This is a genomic window from Anaerolinea thermolimosa (assembly GCF_001050195.2).
Lineage (GTDB): Bacteria > Chloroflexota > Anaerolineae > Anaerolineales > Anaerolineaceae > Anaerolinea > Anaerolinea thermolimosa.
The window spans coordinates 1,315,491-1,333,086 of sequence record NZ_DF967965.1; the positions used below are offsets into that span (position 1 = coordinate 1,315,491).

The following is a 17,596-nucleotide window of genomic DNA, read 5'->3' on the forward strand; positions in this document are numbered from 1 at the left end:
AGCATGTGGAAAAATTATATCCTTTCACCAAGCGTTGAAGAGACCCTGGAGTTGCTGGGGAATGGTATTGGCACCAGTCGTTTAATTGCCGGGGCGACCGATCTTATCCTGGAGATCGAACGGGGGGTGCGTTCCGCAGAGACGATCATCGATGTTTCCCGAATCCCGGGTCAGAACCAGATCACTCTAGATCACGAGGGAATGATTCATCTGGGATGCCTGGTAACGCATGCCGATTGTATTGCCTCGACACTCCTTCAACAATATGCCTACCCCCTGGTTAAGGCGGCCAGCGAGGTTGGGTCTCCACAAATTCGGAATCGAGGTACCATAGCTGGCAATATTATCACTGCATCGCCGGCAAATGATACCATCACTCCTCTCATGGCGCTTGGAGCTAAAGTGCGATTAAGGTCGAGGGAGCATGAACGGATCGTCTCTTTGAGCGATTTTTATCTTGGAGTCCGTAAGACAGTCATGAATGCGGATGAAATGCTCATCGAGATCATTTTTCCTGCCATGCAAAACAATCAACGAGGAACTTTTATTAAATTAGCTTTACGGAATGCCCAGGCCATCTCTATCGTAAATATTGCTGCCATCATAACTTTCGACCAGGCGGAGGTCATTCAGAAAGCGTCGATCACTCTGGGGGCAGTTGCACCTACGATTATCCATGCGGCTGAGGCTGAGGCATTTCTTTGCGGAAAGACCCTTGACGAAGCCACCATTCAACAAGCCTCTGAATATATTGCGTCAAGTGCCATGCCCATTTCTGATGTTCGGGCCTCTGCGAGTTACAGGAAATTCATGACGCAGGTGATTGGGAAACGAGCTTTACTGGAAATTGCCAAAAATTCTACTCATAAAACAATCCAACTCCCCCTGTTGCGAGGAAAAAGTTTTCAACCGCCTGCAATTCAAAAAGTCCATGTTTTTAACAACCCATCTTCGACTATTGTGACTTCTATTAATGGGGAGATTAAAGAGTTCCGTGGAAGCCACCAAAAGTCTCTCCTGCGGTTGCTTCGAGAAGACGGCTGGCTTACTGGTACCAAGGAAGGTTGTGCAGAAGGTGAATGTGGGGCCTGCACTGTATTTTTAGATGGGATGGCGGTGATGAGCTGTATGGTTCCAGCTGGACGTGCCCATGGGGCAGAAATTATTACCATCGAGGGGATTGGTTCCAGCGATCGGCTACACCCGGTGCAAGAAGCTTTTATTGAAACAGGTGCAGTTCAATGTGGTTATTGCACTCCGGGGTTTATTATGTCAGCAGTTAAGCTTCTAGAGGAAACAGATCGACCACAGATCGACACTATAAAACAGGCAATCACAGGAAATTTATGCCGGTGTACAGGATATTATAAAATTATTGAAGCAATCGAACTGGCGGCAACCAAAAATGGTTCATAAATCAGGGAGGTGAAGGATGCCAAAATATGGTGCATACCAGAAAGAATCAAGCCGCGAGGAACGAGAAGCACGACGACAGGTACACCCAATCTGGAGGGGGGTGGGATTTGCCTTGATTATCCTGATACCGATTTTGTCGTATGCAGCAACCGAGGTTATTCTGCAACAAAATGCGATTAATCAATGGTTCCCAATGCCCTATGATCTGGTTGCGAAAAGGGGTGATTTTCTTTATAACGGGGATCCATGGTTGTATTTCAAGATCATCCTTACCATTACTCTCATGCTCATTTTTTATGCAGTGTTAACCATGGTGACATTCATTGTAAACAGCCTGTTCGCTCCACCACGATATGGGCCGCTGGATGCTCCGCCGATTAAAGCCAGGGTTCGAAAGCGCGCCCGATAACTACTCATTATCGATCGTTAAGGAGATCGGATGAAATTCGTTGGCCAATCTATTCCAAGAGTTGATGCACTCAGCAAAGTAACCGGACAGGCCCTGTACCCTGGGGATATTAACCTGCCCAATCAGGCTTACATGAAGATTCTCTTCGCTGGGCGACCTCATGCCATCATTCGTTCCATCGATACCAGTGCAGCTGAGAGTCTGGAGGGGGTGATCGCGGTTTTAACGGCCAGAGATGTGCCTAACAATGAATACGGATTGATATACCCCGATCAACCTGTTCTCTGTGGGCCGGGATCTACCAAGCCTTTTGCAGACCGGGTTCGCTTTGTCGGTGATCAGGTGGCCCTGGTAATTGCAGACACTGAAATAATCGCTGAGAAAGCCCGCGATTTAATTCGCGTGGATTATGAAGATCTGCCTGTTGTCAGTGATATTTTCGAATCTATCCAGGATAATGTTATCCTTCACCCGGACCGGGGAACGAATACTTTCTGTCATTATCGTATCCGGAAGGGGGATATTGATCGCGCATTTGAAACAGCCGATGTTATTGTAGAAGGCGAGTATCGTACTCCAGCTCAAGAGCATGCCTATTTGCAACCGGAAGCCGGTCTGGGTTTCATTGATGAAGAGGGGCGGGTTACCATTTATGTGGCTGGTCAATGGACGCATGAGGACCAGGAACAAATTGCTCATGCATTGGATCTCCCTCTTGACCGTGTACGGGTGATTTATCCAGCAATTGGTGGGGCTTTTGGCGGTCGAGAGGATATGTCGGTTCAAATTGTACTTGCTCTGGCAGCGTGGCGCTTACATCAAAAAGGGGTGGATCGTCCGGTAAAAATAATCTGGAGTCGAGAGGAATCGATCATCGGCCACCATAAACGCCATCCTTATTATTTCAAGACTCGTTGGGCGGCAACCAGAGATGGAAAAATTACCGCCGCTGAGGTTAAGTGTATTGCTGATGGCGGGGCTTATGCCTATACCTCTACGAAAGTATTGGGAAATGCAACCTTGATGTGCACCGGCCCTTATGAAATTCCCAATGTCAGGGTAGATTCCTACGCGGTTTATACCAATAACATCCCCAATGGAGCGTTTCGGGGTTTCGGTGGGCCACAGGGAGCCTTTGCGGCTGAAATGCAGATCAATAAACTAGCTCTGGCTCTGGACATGGATCCGGTAGAACTTCGAATGCGAAACTTACTCAAAGAAGGATCCTTGCTGTCGGTTGGTACACCCTTACCTCGGGGAGTGAGTATTACTCAGGTTTTGGAAAAGTGCGCTCTGGCGGCGGGTTGGAAACATACCAGGGAGGGATGGAAAAAAACCGATTTCAATACCCGAGACGAAACGAATCCTGTTATACGTAAAGGACTGGGAATCGCCTGTGCGTTTAAGAATGTGGGGTTTTCTTTCGGCGCGCCGGAACAATGCTGGGCAACGGTTGAACTTCAAGGACGGGATGAGATAGAAAGAGCCATTGTTTACCACGCGGGGGCTGATTGCGGGCAAGGGGCTCATACTGTATTCCTACAAATGGCTGCAGAGGCGCTTGACCTGCCAATTGATAAGATTTCTTTGGTCGTTTCTGACACGGCATTCACCCAGACGTCGGGCTCAGCCTCAGCTTCGAGGATGACTTTCATGGCCGGCAATGCGATTCGGGGTGCGGCACAGGCGGCCCTGGCTAAATGGAAGGACGAAGAGAGACCGGCCAGAGCTACTTATCAGTATCGGCCTCCGAAAACTACTCCCTACGACCCGGAAACGGGTAAATCGGAACCCAACTTTGCCTATGGTTATGTAGCCGAAGCGGTGGAAATAAGCATTGACATGGAAACCGGGCAAATTACACTGGATAAAGTTATTTGTGCGGATGATGTCGGAAAAGCGGTTAATCCACAACAAGTTCAAGGGCAAATAGAGGGTGCTGTAGTGCAAGCCGCAGGATATGCCCTGATGGAAAACTTTATCCAGGAAAATGCGGTGCCGAAAACAACAACCCTATCTACTTACCTGATCCCGACTGTGCTGGATATACCCAAGAAGGTGGAGTCCTTAATATTAGAATATCCTGATCCTATAGGCCCTTATGGGGCGCGGGGAATGGGTGAAATGCCTTACCTTCCATTGACTCCTGCGATCATCGATGCGATTCACCACGCCACGGGAATATGGTTTCATGAATTTCCGGTGTTGCCTGAGAAGATGATTTCGGCAATTAAAAAAAATCAGGCTTCTTGAGCGCAGTATAATATACACTCATGAAGCGGCTTCGGATCATTGTGCGCGGAGGTGGAGACCTGGCCAGCGGAGTGGCTCTACGCTGTTTCCGCGCTGGCTGGAAGGTGCTGGTTACAGAACTGGAGAAACCTCTGGCGGTGCGACGTCTGGTTTCTTTCGGCCAGGCGATTTATGACCTGGTTTCCTTTGTGGAAGAGGTACAGGGGGTTCGGGTTGAATCGATGGATGAGGTCGATCGGGTGATTGCATCTGGCAATTTACCTGTAGTCATCGATCCTGAATGTACTATGCGTCAATTCTTTCATCCAGATGTAATTGTGGACGCCAGGATGCAAAAGAAAGATCCTCTCTTCCCGTTCGACGAAGTTCCTTTGTATATTGGTCTCGGGCCAGGTTTTGTTGCGGGTAAGAATTGCCATGCTGTGATCGAAACAGTGAGAGGACCATTTCTTGGGCGGGTTATCTGGGAAGGGGCAGCAGAGGCAGATACCGGTTTACCTGACCCAGTTAATGGCATGCGAGAAACACGTGTATTACGGTCTCCCACGGATGGAATCTTGACTCCAATAGCGCGTATCGGTGATCTGGTAGATCAGGGAGACCCCATTGCTGAAGTTAATGGCCAGGTAGTATTGAGCCCATTCCCGGGAGTGTTACGAGGTTTAGTCCATGAGGGGGTACAAGTTACTCGCGGGATGAAAATTGGAGATGTCGATCCAAGAAAAGATCCTCGTTTATGTCAACTCGTCTCTGATAAAGCTCTGGCTGTGGGTGGTGGTGTTCTGGAAGCCATCCTGATGACCTTCAATCATGAGGAAAAATAACGCAAATCTTGCGGCTGTGGTAGTTGCAGCGGGTCAATCCAGGCGAATGGGAAGACCCAAATTAACCCTTCCATGGGGAAATATCACCATTATTGAACAGGTGGTTGAGGTACTGATTCAATGTAACCTCCATCCGATTGTTGTGGTAACCGGTGGCAACGATCGTGAAATTCGGGAAGTCATATCTGCCAAACCGGTTCTGTTTGTAAAGAATACTCGGTATGAAGCATCAGAAATGGTGGATTCGGTTAAGATAGGAATAAATTCTCTGCCACCTGAAACTGATGCGGTGATGATTGTCCTTGGAGATCAGCCGCAAATTCATCCGTCGGTGGTTCAAGCCATTATCGATGCATTTCACTCTACGCATTCGTCATTGGTAGTGCCGAGTTACCGGATGCGAAGAGGCCATCCCTGGTTGGTAGAAAAAAGCCTGTGGCAGGAAATTACCAGGCTCCCAGAAGAGTTTACCTTGAGAGATTTTTTAAACCAACACAACGAATTGATCCATTATATTTCTGTTGATACATCTTCTATCTTGAGCGACATTGATACCCCAGATGAATATTCCCAACAACGCCCCCAATAAAAAGAAATGGATTAGAGTTTTTCGAACCGTCCCGGGAGGACAACTGGAGGATATTACCCACCTGTTCTCTGACAAGACCTCCTTGAATGATATTCAAATGAGCCTTCCAGAAGGAGTATATACTACCTTAAGAACGTACCAGAAGACAAAGGTAATCATTTTCGAGCAACATATAAAACGTCTTGTGGATTCTGCGCAAAGATTAGGAAAGGTTGTGTCGGTTCGTGAGGGGGAGATAAGGAACGCCCTTCGGCAGATCATCCAGACTCAACAGTATGAGGGTGAATTACGATTTCGAATCTATATCGACCTGGCAGATCATTCAGGACAAACATTCCTTTTTGTGGAGCCTCTTGAGACCCCTCCGGCTGAAGCATATACCCGGGGGGTGAAAGTAAAGACTGAATCCATGAAAAGGGAACATCCCGAAGCTAAATCCACGCAATTTATTGCCGTTGCTGAAGCGCTTCGTAAAGAATGGATCAATGGTTTCAATGAGATTATCATGGTGGATGAGACCGGGGAAATGCTTGAAGGCTTGAGCAGTAATTTTTTCGCTGTTCAGAGTGGAGTAGTATGGACAGCTGGAAAAGGGGTCTTACCTGGAACGACACGCGAAATTGTGCTGGAAGTCCTGCATGAATCGGGAATCCCGATACATTTACAGGGTTTCAGTTGTCATCACCTCAGGTTTCTGGATGAAGCCTTTATTACCAGCGTCAGCCGAGGAGTACTGCCGGTTGTAGAGATTGATGGCTTAATCATTGGGAATGGACGGCCTGGAGAAATGACTCGAAAAATAATCCAGGCCTTTGAACAAAAAATATATTCTCTGGCAGAAGAGATTTAACCGGGTACTGTTCTGATCATGGTCACCCATCGTTGTCTTCAGGATGGGGTGGGGGTTCCAGATCTCCGCGTTCCATAGCAAGAATGAGCTGGCGGGCATCCTCAGCCTGGTCTTCGGCTACCATTACGGTGACTTCGCCCATTGGCCCAATTGTGAATCCATAGGCGGCCCCTGCGCTTTCTTGTAAAAGTATAGATTGGATGCCGAATGATTCCAGCATGAGTCGAATCATTTCCCCCGCCAGATTCCCCTCCGCGGTATAAACCGGTACAAATTTGGGAGTTTTCATTGACTTTCCTGTTTCCTCTTATCACAACAAAGATCGGTTCTCCTGGTTATCTTTGTGTTTAATCTGGCATTGCGATGGTTTAAATCATTCAGATACTCCTTACGCAAGTATCCTGGGAGAGAAACGTCAGATTGAACTCGCTCAATCGCACGGTTTACCCATTCCAATGCCAGAGATAAGTTTTGAGAATGATGTTCGTGAATTTTAGCGAGTTCAATATGAGCAGGAATGTATCCACGCTCGGCTGCTTTCATCCATAAAATCGATGATAGTTCAATGTGTCCCTGTTTTTTACGCATCAGAGCATAACGTTCGATGGTTTTTATATAAGCAGTTGAAGGGAGTCCTCGATCAATACAATATTCGTATAGAGAGGCTGCCTCCTCGAGCTTGCCAAGACCTTCAAACAACCGGGCTAATGCGGCAACGTCCAGAGAGGGAATATTGTATTGCAGTGGATTCTCTATAATTTGTGTGATGAAGAGGAAGAGGGCTGCCATGGAAACAATATCAATAGCATTGTGGTAGAAAATGCTCCTGAGAGGGGTTGCATTTCCGGTTTTCAAATAGTCAAAATACAATTGAGGGATGAGGTAGCCTGGAACGTCTTCTTCCTCGCGAGTAAATGCAAGGATTTCCCTTTCTAATTCTCCCAGTGAGCGATTTACCAACCGGTCTCTCCAGATTTTTCTAGCCAGCTGGAGTAAATCAAGATGAAATTTAGCTTCCAGAGGCGATGTTTTCTGGTTCAGGACATATCTGGTATTGAGCAGTGGGATATCAAAAGATTTGCCGTTAAAAGAAACCATGAGTTGAAATGGGTTGAGAAACTCGTCGAGCGCCGTCAGGAGCCCTGGCTCTTCAACCGGAGTACGCATGAATATCTGTATAACCTTAAAGCCGTTTTCTATAAAAAAACCAAGACCAATCATGAAGGCAAAAACCCCAGACCCTCCTGCAAGACCTGAGGTTTCAGTATCAAGAAAAACAATTTGCGGGTAATCCACTTCGGGGCCGATGCCAAGGTAGTGGTGAATGATTTCAAGGATTGGCCGACTGGAAAGGGTTTGAACACCATGGAGATATTCTTGAGGGAATGTCTTCTCAACAAAAAATATATTTCCGTCCTTTGTTGGATATTCGTTTCCTTCTATTACTTTGGTAATAGGAAAGGCAGGGACGGATTCTGGAACTCTCCCTTCCTGTTCTTTCAAAGGAACACCCAGGATTTTTAAACGATCCAGCAAGGAAGACATATAATCACCCGTCCTCATTATCCATCAATTTCTGGAGGATAGCCAGGGTTTCTTCTTTTCCACCCGAGCCATTCTCTCCACCTGGCCCTACACAGGATGGACACCCATTCTGGCATGGACAGGAAGTAATTAAATCTATGGCGTCTTTTATGACAAAATGATCTATCTCGAAGAGTTTTTGAGACAATCCAATCCCCCCGGGCACCTGATCATAAATGACTACAACCGGCTGATTCCCGGCAAGAGGGGATTGTGGGTCTGAACTTGCGCCAAGGTCTCCAGCATCGCACATGAGAAATAAAGGAGTCAGATGGTGGAAAAGGTAACTCATCCCGGCCAATCCGCTCTTAATGCGGAGATTCGCCTCAACCAACCGGTGGCAGTTTTTACAAAGAGTAATCAGGTTGTGTGGTCGGTTTGCTTCCTCAGCTGAAGAAAAGCTCCGAAATGGAATTTTATGATGCACATGGTGAGCCTCATTCTTCTCAACCGCGCCGCATATCTGGCAGGTGAAGTGATCCCTCGCGCGAATTTCATTCCTGATTCGGTTCCAACCGGGGCCGTAATCATTAGGATCATTGCTCCATAAGCCGGAATTACGTAAGCTATCAACAGTCTCTGTGTTGAGGCTTATCCAATAACCGGTTGTATATAGATAAGAAGGGGGTAAATTTAAAGCTCCTTCCCCAAGGTTTTCATGGGTATACCATCGAATTTGCTTGAATCCGATTACCTGAGTGGTCACTTTAATCTCTCCATAAAATTTCTGGCCACCGGTAATGGTTTCGGATTGGATTTCAGAAATTTTCTCGATTTCTGTATGGATCTGAGGCTTGGTGTAATAATCAACCTCTTTTTTCGTGAGCCAGGCAATATTCTGCTCCAGGTCAAGGGTATTTACCAGATAGGACGAACCATCATGGAGGTACACGGCTCCAGGGTGAACCATCCAAGGTGCGCTTTCACGGTCTACAATACCAATGGTTTCAACTTTACCATCTAATTCAACCTGTAATTTCACTGAGGTTGGAGAGGAATTTCGCAAAGATACCTGGCTGGCAGGGTATTGTTCTGAAACCCAAAAATATCTTCCTCCAGAAAGGTGAAGCTTTCCGGAATGGGAGAGAATTTCAAGTATCTCTTTCAATGTTTTGGAATCCAGGTTTCCAAACCTCTCATTCTCTTTGAAAGGGAGTTCAAACGCTGCGCATTCGAGCTGCTGAAAAAGGATTAATGGGTTGTTGGGATCGATCAGGGCTTGCTCTGGCGATCGGTTGAAAAGGTAATCCGGATGTCTGGCAAGGAATTGATCGATGGGATCAGAAGAAGCTACCAGCGCTGCGATGGATGGCGCGTCGGTTCTCCCGGCTCGCCCTGCCTGCTGGCGAAATGAGGCAATCGTTCCCGGGAAACCCACTATAACCGATGCGTCCATAGAGCCAATATCAATTCCGAGCTCTAAGGCATTGGTCGTAATGACAGTTTGTAGAGTTCCCGAACGGAGGCCTTTTTCGATTTTACGGCGTTCGTTGGGTAAATAACCACTACGGTACCCGGAGATTCGATTTCTGGTTTGCGGATTGAGATCAGAAATGTATTTTCTAAGAATTTCTACTAACCGGCGGGTCCGAGCAAATACGATGGTTTGAATTTCGCAGGAAAGTAGATCGCGTAACAGTCGTTGACTTTCCTGCATGGCACTGGCACGTATTCCAAGAGAAGGGTCGATGACAGGGGGGTTGTAGATGAGAAATAATTTCTCGCCCTGTGGAGCACCATCATCATCGATCATCGCTACAGGTTGTTCGGCTAAACGGCTGGCATGTTCTGCGGGATTTCCAATGGTGGCTGAAGTGAATATAAATTGGGGAGAGGAGCCGTAAAATCGGGCAATGCGTTTTAGTCGGCGTAACAGGTTTGCAAGATGAGAACCAAATACGCCCCGGTACGTATGAACCTCGTCAATCACTACAAAGCGAAGATCCCGAAACAGAGCCTCCCAGCGTGTATGGTGGGGAAGGATCCCCATGTGGAGCATATCGGGATTGGTAAGTACGATGTTTGCCCTTGAGCGAATGGCGCTCCGCTGATGGGTTGGGGTATCACCATCGTAGATTGCTGTAGTAATGGAAGACCCCTCTAGCCACTGGACGAGTTTATGATACTGGTCTTGCGCCAGGGCTTTTGTGGGATAGATATATAATGCACGGCTTTTTCCCTGGTAAAAGCAAGAATTGAGTACCGGTAGATTGAAGCATAATGTCTTTCCACTGGCTGTGCCTGTGGCAATCACAACTGATTTTCCTGCCAGGACTTCGTCCCAGGCGTGTTTTTGATGGAGATATAAAGCATGAATGCCTTCTCTCTCCAATACTTGTCTTAACTGGGGGTGTATCTCATCCGGAAGAGGTACATAGATAGCAGGCCTGGGGGGAACGCGTAACACCTTCCAGATGTTTTGTGAGATTGTCGAATCAGAATTCCATAAACGAAAGACGTGCTCAACAGGTTGCTCTATTGAATGATGTTCTAATGGCTCAGTCATAAGTGTGTTGTACCCGAACTTAGAACAAATATCAAGGTTTTAAGGATTTTTCCCTGTAAATGAGAGTGTTATACAATTAACTGGATTGATGGAGATGAACCTGAGATTTTGAAGGGACAAACCAATGATTTTACTCAGAGGAATTTTTATGTTGATTTTGGGGTGGATTACCGGGTTAATGGTCAATTACCTGGCAGATCAACTTCCCTTTTTTCGATCGCTCCATCAACCCAGATGCTGGCGCTGCAGCGGTTTACAACCCTGGTTGGGGTTCTTCTTTCGGGAAGATTGCCCAATTTGTGGTGCTACCCAGACTGGTCGATCTAAAGCGGTACAAATCGTATACCCCTTACTCTTTATTGGAAGCCTCTTCTGGATACCTGACCGCCTTTTACTTCTGGAAGCCCTCTTTATTCTTGCTTACTTTGGACTGGTTTTGATCATTGATCTTGAGCATCGTTTGATTCTCAATCCGGTGGTCTACATGGGTGTCCTTTTGGGATTATTTACAGGCTTTCGGTTACATGGCCCAGGTAGCACCTTACTGGGAGGGATCGCTGGATTTGTCATGATGTTGATTCTCTACTGGATAGGGGAATTATTTACTCGCTATCTGTCGAAACGCAGAGGTGAGCCCATTGAAGAAGTGGCTCTGGGGTTTGGTGATGTCAACCTTAGCGGGGTTCTGGGATTATTTCTGGGGTGGCCGGGAATAACCCTGGGACTTTTTGTGGCCATTTTGCTGGGGGGAATTGCCAGCGCACTCTTCCTGATCATTATGACTATTAAACGAGAATACAAAGCGTTCACCGCTTTACCGTATGCCCCGTTTCTTCTGTTCGCTACATTATTTCTGTTATTTCGCCCTTAGGTTGGAGTTTTGTTTAAATTATCCGGATGAGGGCCGGCTTTCCACACCTTTTCATCGACCATATCGGCATATTGGATGAAATTCTTTTCGAATCTACTCAATAAGAGTTGGGCTTGGGTGTGATACTCTTCCGGGTTACTCCATGTCTGGCGTGGATCGAGGATATCTGCGGGGACACCTTGACAGTGCAGGGGGATTTCAAGGCCAAAGTACGGCTCTTTACGATACTCTTCATGATCAAGAGACCCGTTAAGAGCCGCTTTGATCATGGCCCGGGTATAGCGAAGGGAAATTCGCTGGCCTACGCCGTAAGCTCCGCCAGTCCACCCGGTATTGACCAACCACACTTTAACTGAATGATCCCTGGTTTTCTGTCCTAAAAGATTGGCATATACTGTTGGACTTAAGGGAAGAAATGGCGCACCAAAACAGGCTGAGAACGTTGCTTGTGGTTCTGCCCCTAACCCTGTCTCTGTACCGGCCAGTTTTGAGGTGTATCCGGAAAGGAAATAATACATCGCCTGTTCATGGGTTAATCTCGCGATGGGTGGAAGGATGCCAAAAGCATCAGCGGTCAGGAAAAATATATGCCTGGGGTGATTGCCAATTCCGCCAGGCACGTGATTTGGAATAAATGTTATTGGATAGGCTCCACGTGTGTTTTCTGTGAGATGATCATCATCGAAATCGAGCTCTCGACTGATTGGATCACAGGTGACATTTTCGAGCACTGCACCAAACCGATGGGTGGCTGACCAGATCAGTGGTTCTAATTCCTCTCTAAGATGAATGGTTTTTGCATAACATCCACCTTCCAGGTTGAAAATCCCATCGTTATACCAGGCATGTTCGTCGTCACCAATAAGGTAACGCTCAGGGTCTGAGGAAAGAGTGGTTTTTCCTGTTCCCGACAGGCCAAAAAACAGAGCCACATCTCCATCAGAACCCTGATTGGCTGAACAATGCATGGGCAGGATCCCCAGTGGAGGATAAAAATAATTTAAAGCGGTGAATACCGCCTTTTTAATTTCCCCGGCATAGGAAGTTCCAGCGATGATTAAAGTTTTCTTTTCAAAATCCAGGGCTATTAAAATATTCGAGCGCGTTGAATCAAAAGATGGGTGGACTTGAAAATCGGGGCAATGATAAATAGTCAGTTCGGGTATATGTTGAATTAATTTATCCTGTGGTAAGCGAATAAATAAATTATGAGCAAATAACGCAGCCCAGGCTTTTTCGGTAATTATTCGAATGGGAAAACCGTAATCGGGGTGGGCTCCTGCCTGGAGGTCCTGTATATAAACCTCTCTTCCCTGAAGATATGCCCGAATTTTATGGAGAACCAGATTGAACTTTTCGGGTTGAAATGGCTGATTGACCTTGCCCCACCAAATATTATCGGTGACATGGTTTTTTACAATAAATTTGTCGTCGGGAGATCGTCCGGTAAATTTACCGGTTCGAACTACAATGGCACCGGAACTGGAAAGGACTGCTTCCTGTTTTTGTACAACTTTCTCAATTAAAGCGGATGGTTTAAGATTCCAGTAGACTCTACCTAAATTGTACAAACCGTGATGCTCAAGAGGGTATTTTCCAGGCATCCCGTCTATTTGCATGCAATGCTCCTTGTATCGCTTTTATTTTGGGTGAAACTGGTTGAACCAGAACCATAATACATCTGCCGCTGGTTTCCCGTTTATGGATACAGATTGATCGGCTATTCCTACCGGTGGATAAAAGCCTGCCGAGAAAACACCCGCAAGCCAATCGTTACGGCTGATTACGTGAAGTATGGCATTGTAAATCACAGCCTGGGTACGAATATCCGTCTCTACAGAAGGAATCTCCAGCCCTCCCTGGTAAAATACTGTAGCCGGAAGGCAGGTATCGGCAGATCGAACACAACCGCTTGCGGCTCCCCGAACAGAGGGGTAAGCAATACCAAGAATCATTGGCTTGTCAAACCGATCCCGCAGGCTACGCAAATCCGTTTCGAGGAGGCGTTCGACATTCGAAGCGATTTCTGCCTCTTCAGGAGGGTCCTGGTTACTCAAAGGTGCATCGAGAAGTACGTAGAGTTGATCGACCTCGTTGAGAAAAGCTGGAATGGTTTTAAACCCTTCGGGATATGGCATGAACCAACCGATTTGACCTTTATAACGCTCTCTTATCTTTGCGATCAAATTTTGCCAGCGCAGGTCTGCATCTCCGGGGGCATTCGAACCTTTTCCGTCTGGCAGGACTCCATTCGGAAAAGCAGGTAAGATGTTTGACTCACCAATGATTAAAATATCGACATGGTTTCGCTGAGCCAGATCTGCGTGGTGAAGGAGAAAGGCTTCATAACGGTCAAACCAGGTCTGCCACCAATTGCTATCCCGAGGGGCCTCGTTCCACCATAAAAGCGCGGGTTTATCCAGGGAGGTAGTTGGATGAATTGCTACCTCTAACCCTTTCTGTTTGGCCAAATTGATCTGCTCGGAAATATCATACCATGAGGCATCGACTCCTGCGATCTGTTGGAGCATGGGGGGCACATTCCCGCTGTAATGCCAGGTGGGTGAAAGGATAACCCGCCTGGCGTTTATTTTTGATATGCCTTCAAAGGTTTGCGAAAAATATGGTTGCCACGAAGGATGGTAATCTGGGCTCAATTCTACGGCGGTCATAAATGTTTCTGGCTTCGGGGGAATACTTCCTCCCGGTACAGTGACTGGGTCTACCGCACCAGCCATCCAATTCCACTCGGTCACTTTGATTTCAAATACCTGTGAATCGGGTTGAGGAATAAAGGTTCGACTAAGCCCTTCTGTTCCTTTCGTTTGAAGATCATCGGCGATCCCGCATTGTTCGTTCCTGCAAATTCGATAGGAAGTTTCACCAATCATGTCCAGCGGACTATAAAGGATGTATAGCCAGCGATTGTTACCCAGAGGCCACATGGGAATGGGTTCAGTCCACCCGTATGGATTAAATTGAATGGAAATAGTCTCGCCGGGTGGCGTAGAGCCCGGGACTTCAACCCGAAAAGTAACAGAGCCTTTTCCTGGAGAAGACCAGCTGAAGATCTGGTCCTCAATGGTGACGGGAGTGGATGGAACGATCAGCTGACGAGTTACCCACTGCCCTGATCCATCTCTCTCTGCGTTCCAAAAGCCATCTCCAATGGTGTACTTATAGCGAAGATCAAGACCTACAGGCAAGCGTAATTTAATTTCGTACTTACCATCTTCTCGCAGTTTGAGAAGTGGCGCGCGAGACGCCAGAACATTCATTCCGCCACGAAGATTGGCGTAGGTGTTTCCCAGCGAATAAATATTACCTACCAATCGAATGGGTAAACCCAATAAACTATCCTTTGGGGGGGTTGCGATAAATGTAACTTCTGAAAGTGGGGTCGAAGCAATGCGAATATCAGCCGGTGTGGCTGAGTTCTCTGCCACTTCAGCTTCTTGCTGGAATACCGGATAACTGCCATCCAGGCTATAAACGACCAGGTTGTGAATGCCGGGTGGAAGATGGTCTATGGTAAAAGTTCCATCGGATGCCGAAATGGTCTCCTGTCCGCAGACAGTAACCAGGCTGGGAGAAACCGGCGCTCCAGTCCCTTGATCTAAAATTCTGCCAATAATACGACCATACGGTCCTTCATAGGGCAGGTTACTCCAGGCGGTAATGGTATCATGAATGACTGCCGGAGCGGATGCCAGCACCATACGGTATCGAACCTGTTTTCCAAGGCTGTTGTACTCATAAACAGGAATGTTCCCATCTCGAACATATCGATATTTAATAACCGAGCCCGCACTCACTGTTAACTTTAATGAATAGGTATCAGCGCTTTGAACATTCATTTTCGTCCGGGTAGGATTGAAAGCAAGTCCGGTAACTTCATCCAGTACTTCCAGTGCTACCGATTGCCCGGTTTCTACGGGTGAGGGAAGCTTGACAATGAACTCCAACTCGACAAGCTTTGAGGTATTGGCAGGGATTTGATTTTCGGAGGGTGGAGGAGCCACCTGTGGAATATCTACCCACGTGCATGCATTGACAAGGAAAGGAAACACCACAAAGAGGGTGAAAAGTAAAGTTCTTCTTTTCTTTATCATGGTGCTCCTGTGTTTAGTAGGGATGAGTTAAGTGGGTTGGGCTCCAAACTCGTTTTCGATTTCAGTCTGATGATCAGCCAGACTGCCCAGCACTCCGTTGACGAATCGGGGTGTGCTATCAGAACCGAAAATTTTGGCGAGCTCTACAGCTTCGTTAATGGCAACTTTAACAGGTGTGCATTTTTCTACAGCAAATTCCCAAAGGGCCATCCTGAGAATATTGCGGTCAATCACAGCTACCTGATCCAGCGGCCATTCAGGTGCATGCTGGGCGATCAGATGGTCGAGTTTTGATGCAATGGGTAATACACCGAAAACAATTTTTCGGCAAAAATCTGAAAGCTTATCATCCAATGGTTCATCCATCAACCGCTGGTTTAAAGCCTCCAGGGGCGGATGGCCTGTTAGATCAACTTCGTAAAGAACCTGCAAGGCCACACTTCGGGCCTTGGTGCGTAATTTCATGGGTCAATTCTCAGGTATGTTGTATTCGATATCTTCAACGTGGATATTAACTTTACCTACTTCCATGCCCACCATTTCGGAGATGGCACGGGAGACCTTAGCCTGTATCGCTCGCCCCACCTCACGGACATTCACATCTTTTTTCATGATGACGTAAATATCAGCGTATACCACGCCGTTGTCCACAGTTATTCGCACTCCTTCATTGGGGTTCCGGGAAAAAATCCGGTTTACGTCTGCAGGAGGGGTTGCCAGACGATGTACGCCGGGCACGCTGAGTGCGCTCAATCGAGCGATGGACAGCAAGACTTCTGGCGCGATGGTTGTTTTCCCTGGAGGTTGTTTATTCGTATTCATATCCACGTAATTCCTTAGGTATATTCTAACTCATTCTGGGCCAGAAGGGGAGCAATCGGTGCTTTGATGAAACACGAGAGTAGTCGTGGCATGAGGTAAGATCCCAATTTTTGGGGAGAAAGGATAGCTTTTAAGCACATTTTGGAATGCAATCTGAATATTCGGCGCAGATTGTAAGAGAAGACGTTGCACGCGTTTTTCATCGATGTTCGACACCAGAATGATGTTGAATTTTTCCAATAAACGGGCAACCTGATATGCCTTATGGGGACCTACCTGAAAGCCCAGCGTTTGAAAATGAGAGTAAATTTCATGGATGGATTGCTTCCCTTCCATAAACTGCTCATACGCTGTACTGCCAATTCCTTCAGAACATTCGGCTAAAAGAACAATTGTGCCGCCAGGTTTACAAAACATAGAAGCATGGGTGATGGCTTTTTGGGCCTGATAAAAGTTAATGTCCTTAGGATATCCCCCGGCAGAGGCGATTACCAGATCAAAGAGTTCAGGGCAATCGACCCCCCATAAAGCTCTGGAGGCGGTAATCCCTTCACGAATGATTGCTTCAGGGTGACCGGCAAAAACCCTTACGATCTTTTTATCGTGGTTTAAAATGGCATTGACTGCCAGATGCACCCCGATTCTGGACCCAATTTCTTCGATATCCTGTCGCAGTGGATTTTTCTCAAATTTGCCGATCCACGCATCAGGGTGGGTTAATAGAGCGTGGTTGGCATTGATGGTGGGCCAACCGGCAAGGCCAATCGCTGCTGTTTTATATCCTCCAGAGAACCCGGCGAAGTGATGAGGCTCAATGTCGCCAACCACTATCTTGAGGTCAGCCTGATAGAACTGCCGATTAACCCAGACAGGGGTTCCCCGGCTGGTTGTTCCAAGATAGATCAGATTCTCTTTATCTTCGATATTATGAGAAAAGACTGGATACTGCTCTACAATGGATAAAGGAAGAATGGAAAAAAATTCTTCCGTTGTCATTGGTAAATGTGAACCGGTGGCAACCCAGATCGAAATCTGTTGCCGGGGAATACCTATGGAGCGCAGCTGTTCCAGCAATGGAGGAAGCAGTAAATGGTTGGGGACTGGTCTGGTTTTGTCATTAATGGCAATGGCTACTTTTTGATTTTGAAAAACAGAGGCCCAAAAATTATTTTTTTCGGGAGATAAACTGAGAGGGGCTTGTAATGCCTGTTTTACCAATTCCAAAGGATCGGAGGCTGGTTCGAGCGCCGGAGGAGCGATCCACTTCTGAGGGTAATCCTCAGAAATATCGAGTTGTTGAAATGATTTACCAAAAGGTAATGAATATAGAGCCATGGGTTTATTTTACCGCAGGGAATGG

General features: G+C 46.9%; 15 protein-coding genes. 7 read left to right on the forward strand and 8 right to left on the reverse strand.

Annotated elements, in window-relative coordinates; genetic code table 11:
* The first annotated feature begins 3 nt into the window (after positions 1-3).
* The 6 genes from ATHL_RS05960 (at position 4) to ATHL_RS05985 (ending at position 6,341) form a co-directional block, all read left to right on the forward strand.
* The gene (locus ATHL_RS05960) at positions 4-1,416 is read left to right on the forward strand and encodes an FAD binding domain-containing protein (RefSeq protein ID WP_084001212.1); all 1,413 of its coding nucleotides are present in this window, start codon (positions 4-6) and stop codon (positions 1,414-1,416) included.
* 16 nt (positions 1,417-1,432) lie between these two features.
* Entirely contained in the window at positions 1,433-1,825 is a 393-nt protein-coding gene (locus tag ATHL_RS05965; protein WP_062190788.1) for a hypothetical protein, read from the forward strand.
* Positions 1,826-1,855: 30 nt separating this feature from the next.
* Positions 1,856-4,078: a xanthine dehydrogenase family protein molybdopterin-binding subunit gene (locus ATHL_RS05970; protein WP_062190790.1), complete on the forward strand. Its 2,223-nt coding sequence runs from the start codon at positions 1,856-1,858 to the stop codon at positions 4,076-4,078.
* A gap of 20 nt (positions 4,079-4,098) precedes the next feature.
* Positions 4,099-4,902, forward strand: a complete 804-nt coding sequence (gene yqeB, locus ATHL_RS05975) for a selenium-dependent molybdenum cofactor biosynthesis protein YqeB (protein ID WP_062190792.1) — start codon at positions 4,099-4,101, stop codon at positions 4,900-4,902.
* Complete coding sequence (locus ATHL_RS05980) at positions 4,889-5,491, forward strand: nucleotidyltransferase family protein (RefSeq protein ID WP_062190794.1); 603 nt, start codon at positions 4,889-4,891, stop codon at positions 5,489-5,491. Before yqeB ends, ATHL_RS05980 begins: the two co-directional genes overlap by 14 nt.
* Before the next feature lie 97 nt (positions 5,492-5,588).
* Positions 5,589-6,341 carry an aminotransferase class IV gene (locus tag ATHL_RS05985; protein WP_162787611.1) on the forward strand — a complete coding sequence of 251 codons (753 nt, stop codon included), beginning with the start codon at positions 5,589-5,591 and terminating at the stop codon, positions 6,339-6,341.
* A 22-nt stretch (positions 6,342-6,363) separates the two neighbouring features.
* Here the strand turns inward: ATHL_RS05985 and ATHL_RS05990 are convergent, their stop codons facing one another.
* Genes ATHL_RS05990 through ATHL_RS06000 form a run of 3 tightly spaced genes read right to left on the reverse strand, consistent with a single transcriptional unit; the run spans position 6,364 to position 10,431 of the window.
* Positions 6,364-6,630: a putative signal transducing protein gene (locus ATHL_RS05990; protein ID WP_062190798.1), complete on the reverse strand. Its 267-nt coding sequence runs from the start codon at positions 6,628-6,630 to the stop codon at positions 6,364-6,366.
* On the reverse strand, positions 6,627-7,886 hold the full coding sequence (locus ATHL_RS05995) for a ribonuclease H-like domain-containing protein (protein WP_062190801.1): 1,260 nt from the start codon (positions 7,884-7,886) through the stop codon (positions 6,627-6,629). Before ATHL_RS05995 ends, ATHL_RS05990 begins: the two co-directional genes overlap by 4 nt.
* Before the next feature lie 4 nt (positions 7,887-7,890).
* Positions 7,891-10,431, reverse strand: a complete 2,541-nt coding sequence (locus ATHL_RS06000) for a DEAD/DEAH box helicase (RefSeq protein ID WP_084001214.1) — start codon at positions 10,429-10,431, stop codon at positions 7,891-7,893.
* 148 nt (positions 10,432-10,579) lie between these two features.
* Between ATHL_RS06000 and ATHL_RS06005 the strand changes: the two genes are divergently transcribed.
* A complete protein-coding gene (locus ATHL_RS06005; protein WP_162787612.1) occupies positions 10,580-11,302 on the forward strand; it encodes a prepilin peptidase in 723 nt (240 codons plus the stop codon).
* Here ATHL_RS06005 and pckA read toward each other — a convergent pair.
* Genes pckA through larAH5 form a run of 5 tightly spaced genes read right to left on the reverse strand, consistent with a single transcriptional unit; the run spans position 11,299 to position 17,571 of the window.
* Positions 11,299-12,921 (reverse strand): phosphoenolpyruvate carboxykinase (ATP), encoded by a 1,623-nt coding sequence (gene pckA, locus ATHL_RS06010; RefSeq protein ID WP_062190807.1) that lies wholly within the window; start codon positions 12,919-12,921, stop codon positions 11,299-11,301. The two genes, ATHL_RS06005 and pckA, sit on opposite strands and share 4 nt — an antisense overlap.
* Positions 12,922-12,942: 21 nt before the next feature.
* Positions 12,943-15,414, reverse strand: a complete 2,472-nt coding sequence (locus ATHL_RS06015) for a glycoside hydrolase family 113 (protein ID WP_062190810.1) — start codon at positions 15,412-15,414, stop codon at positions 12,943-12,945.
* Between the two features lie 27 nt (positions 15,415-15,441).
* Positions 15,442-15,879 carry a transcription antitermination factor NusB gene (gene nusB, locus ATHL_RS06020; protein ID WP_062190813.1) on the reverse strand — a complete coding sequence of 146 codons (438 nt, stop codon included), beginning with the start codon at positions 15,877-15,879 and terminating at the stop codon, positions 15,442-15,444.
* A 3-nt stretch (positions 15,880-15,882) separates the two neighbouring features.
* On the reverse strand, positions 15,883-16,236 hold the full coding sequence (locus tag ATHL_RS06025) for an Asp23/Gls24 family envelope stress response protein (RefSeq protein WP_062190816.1): 354 nt from the start codon (positions 16,234-16,236) through the stop codon (positions 15,883-15,885).
* A gap of 30 nt (positions 16,237-16,266) precedes the next feature.
* The gene (larAH5, locus tag ATHL_RS06030) at positions 16,267-17,571 is read right to left on the reverse strand and encodes a nickel-dependent malate racemase, LarAH5 family (RefSeq protein WP_062190819.1); all 1,305 of its coding nucleotides are present in this window, start codon (positions 17,569-17,571) and stop codon (positions 16,267-16,269) included.
* Positions 17,572-17,596: the final 25 nt, after the last annotated feature.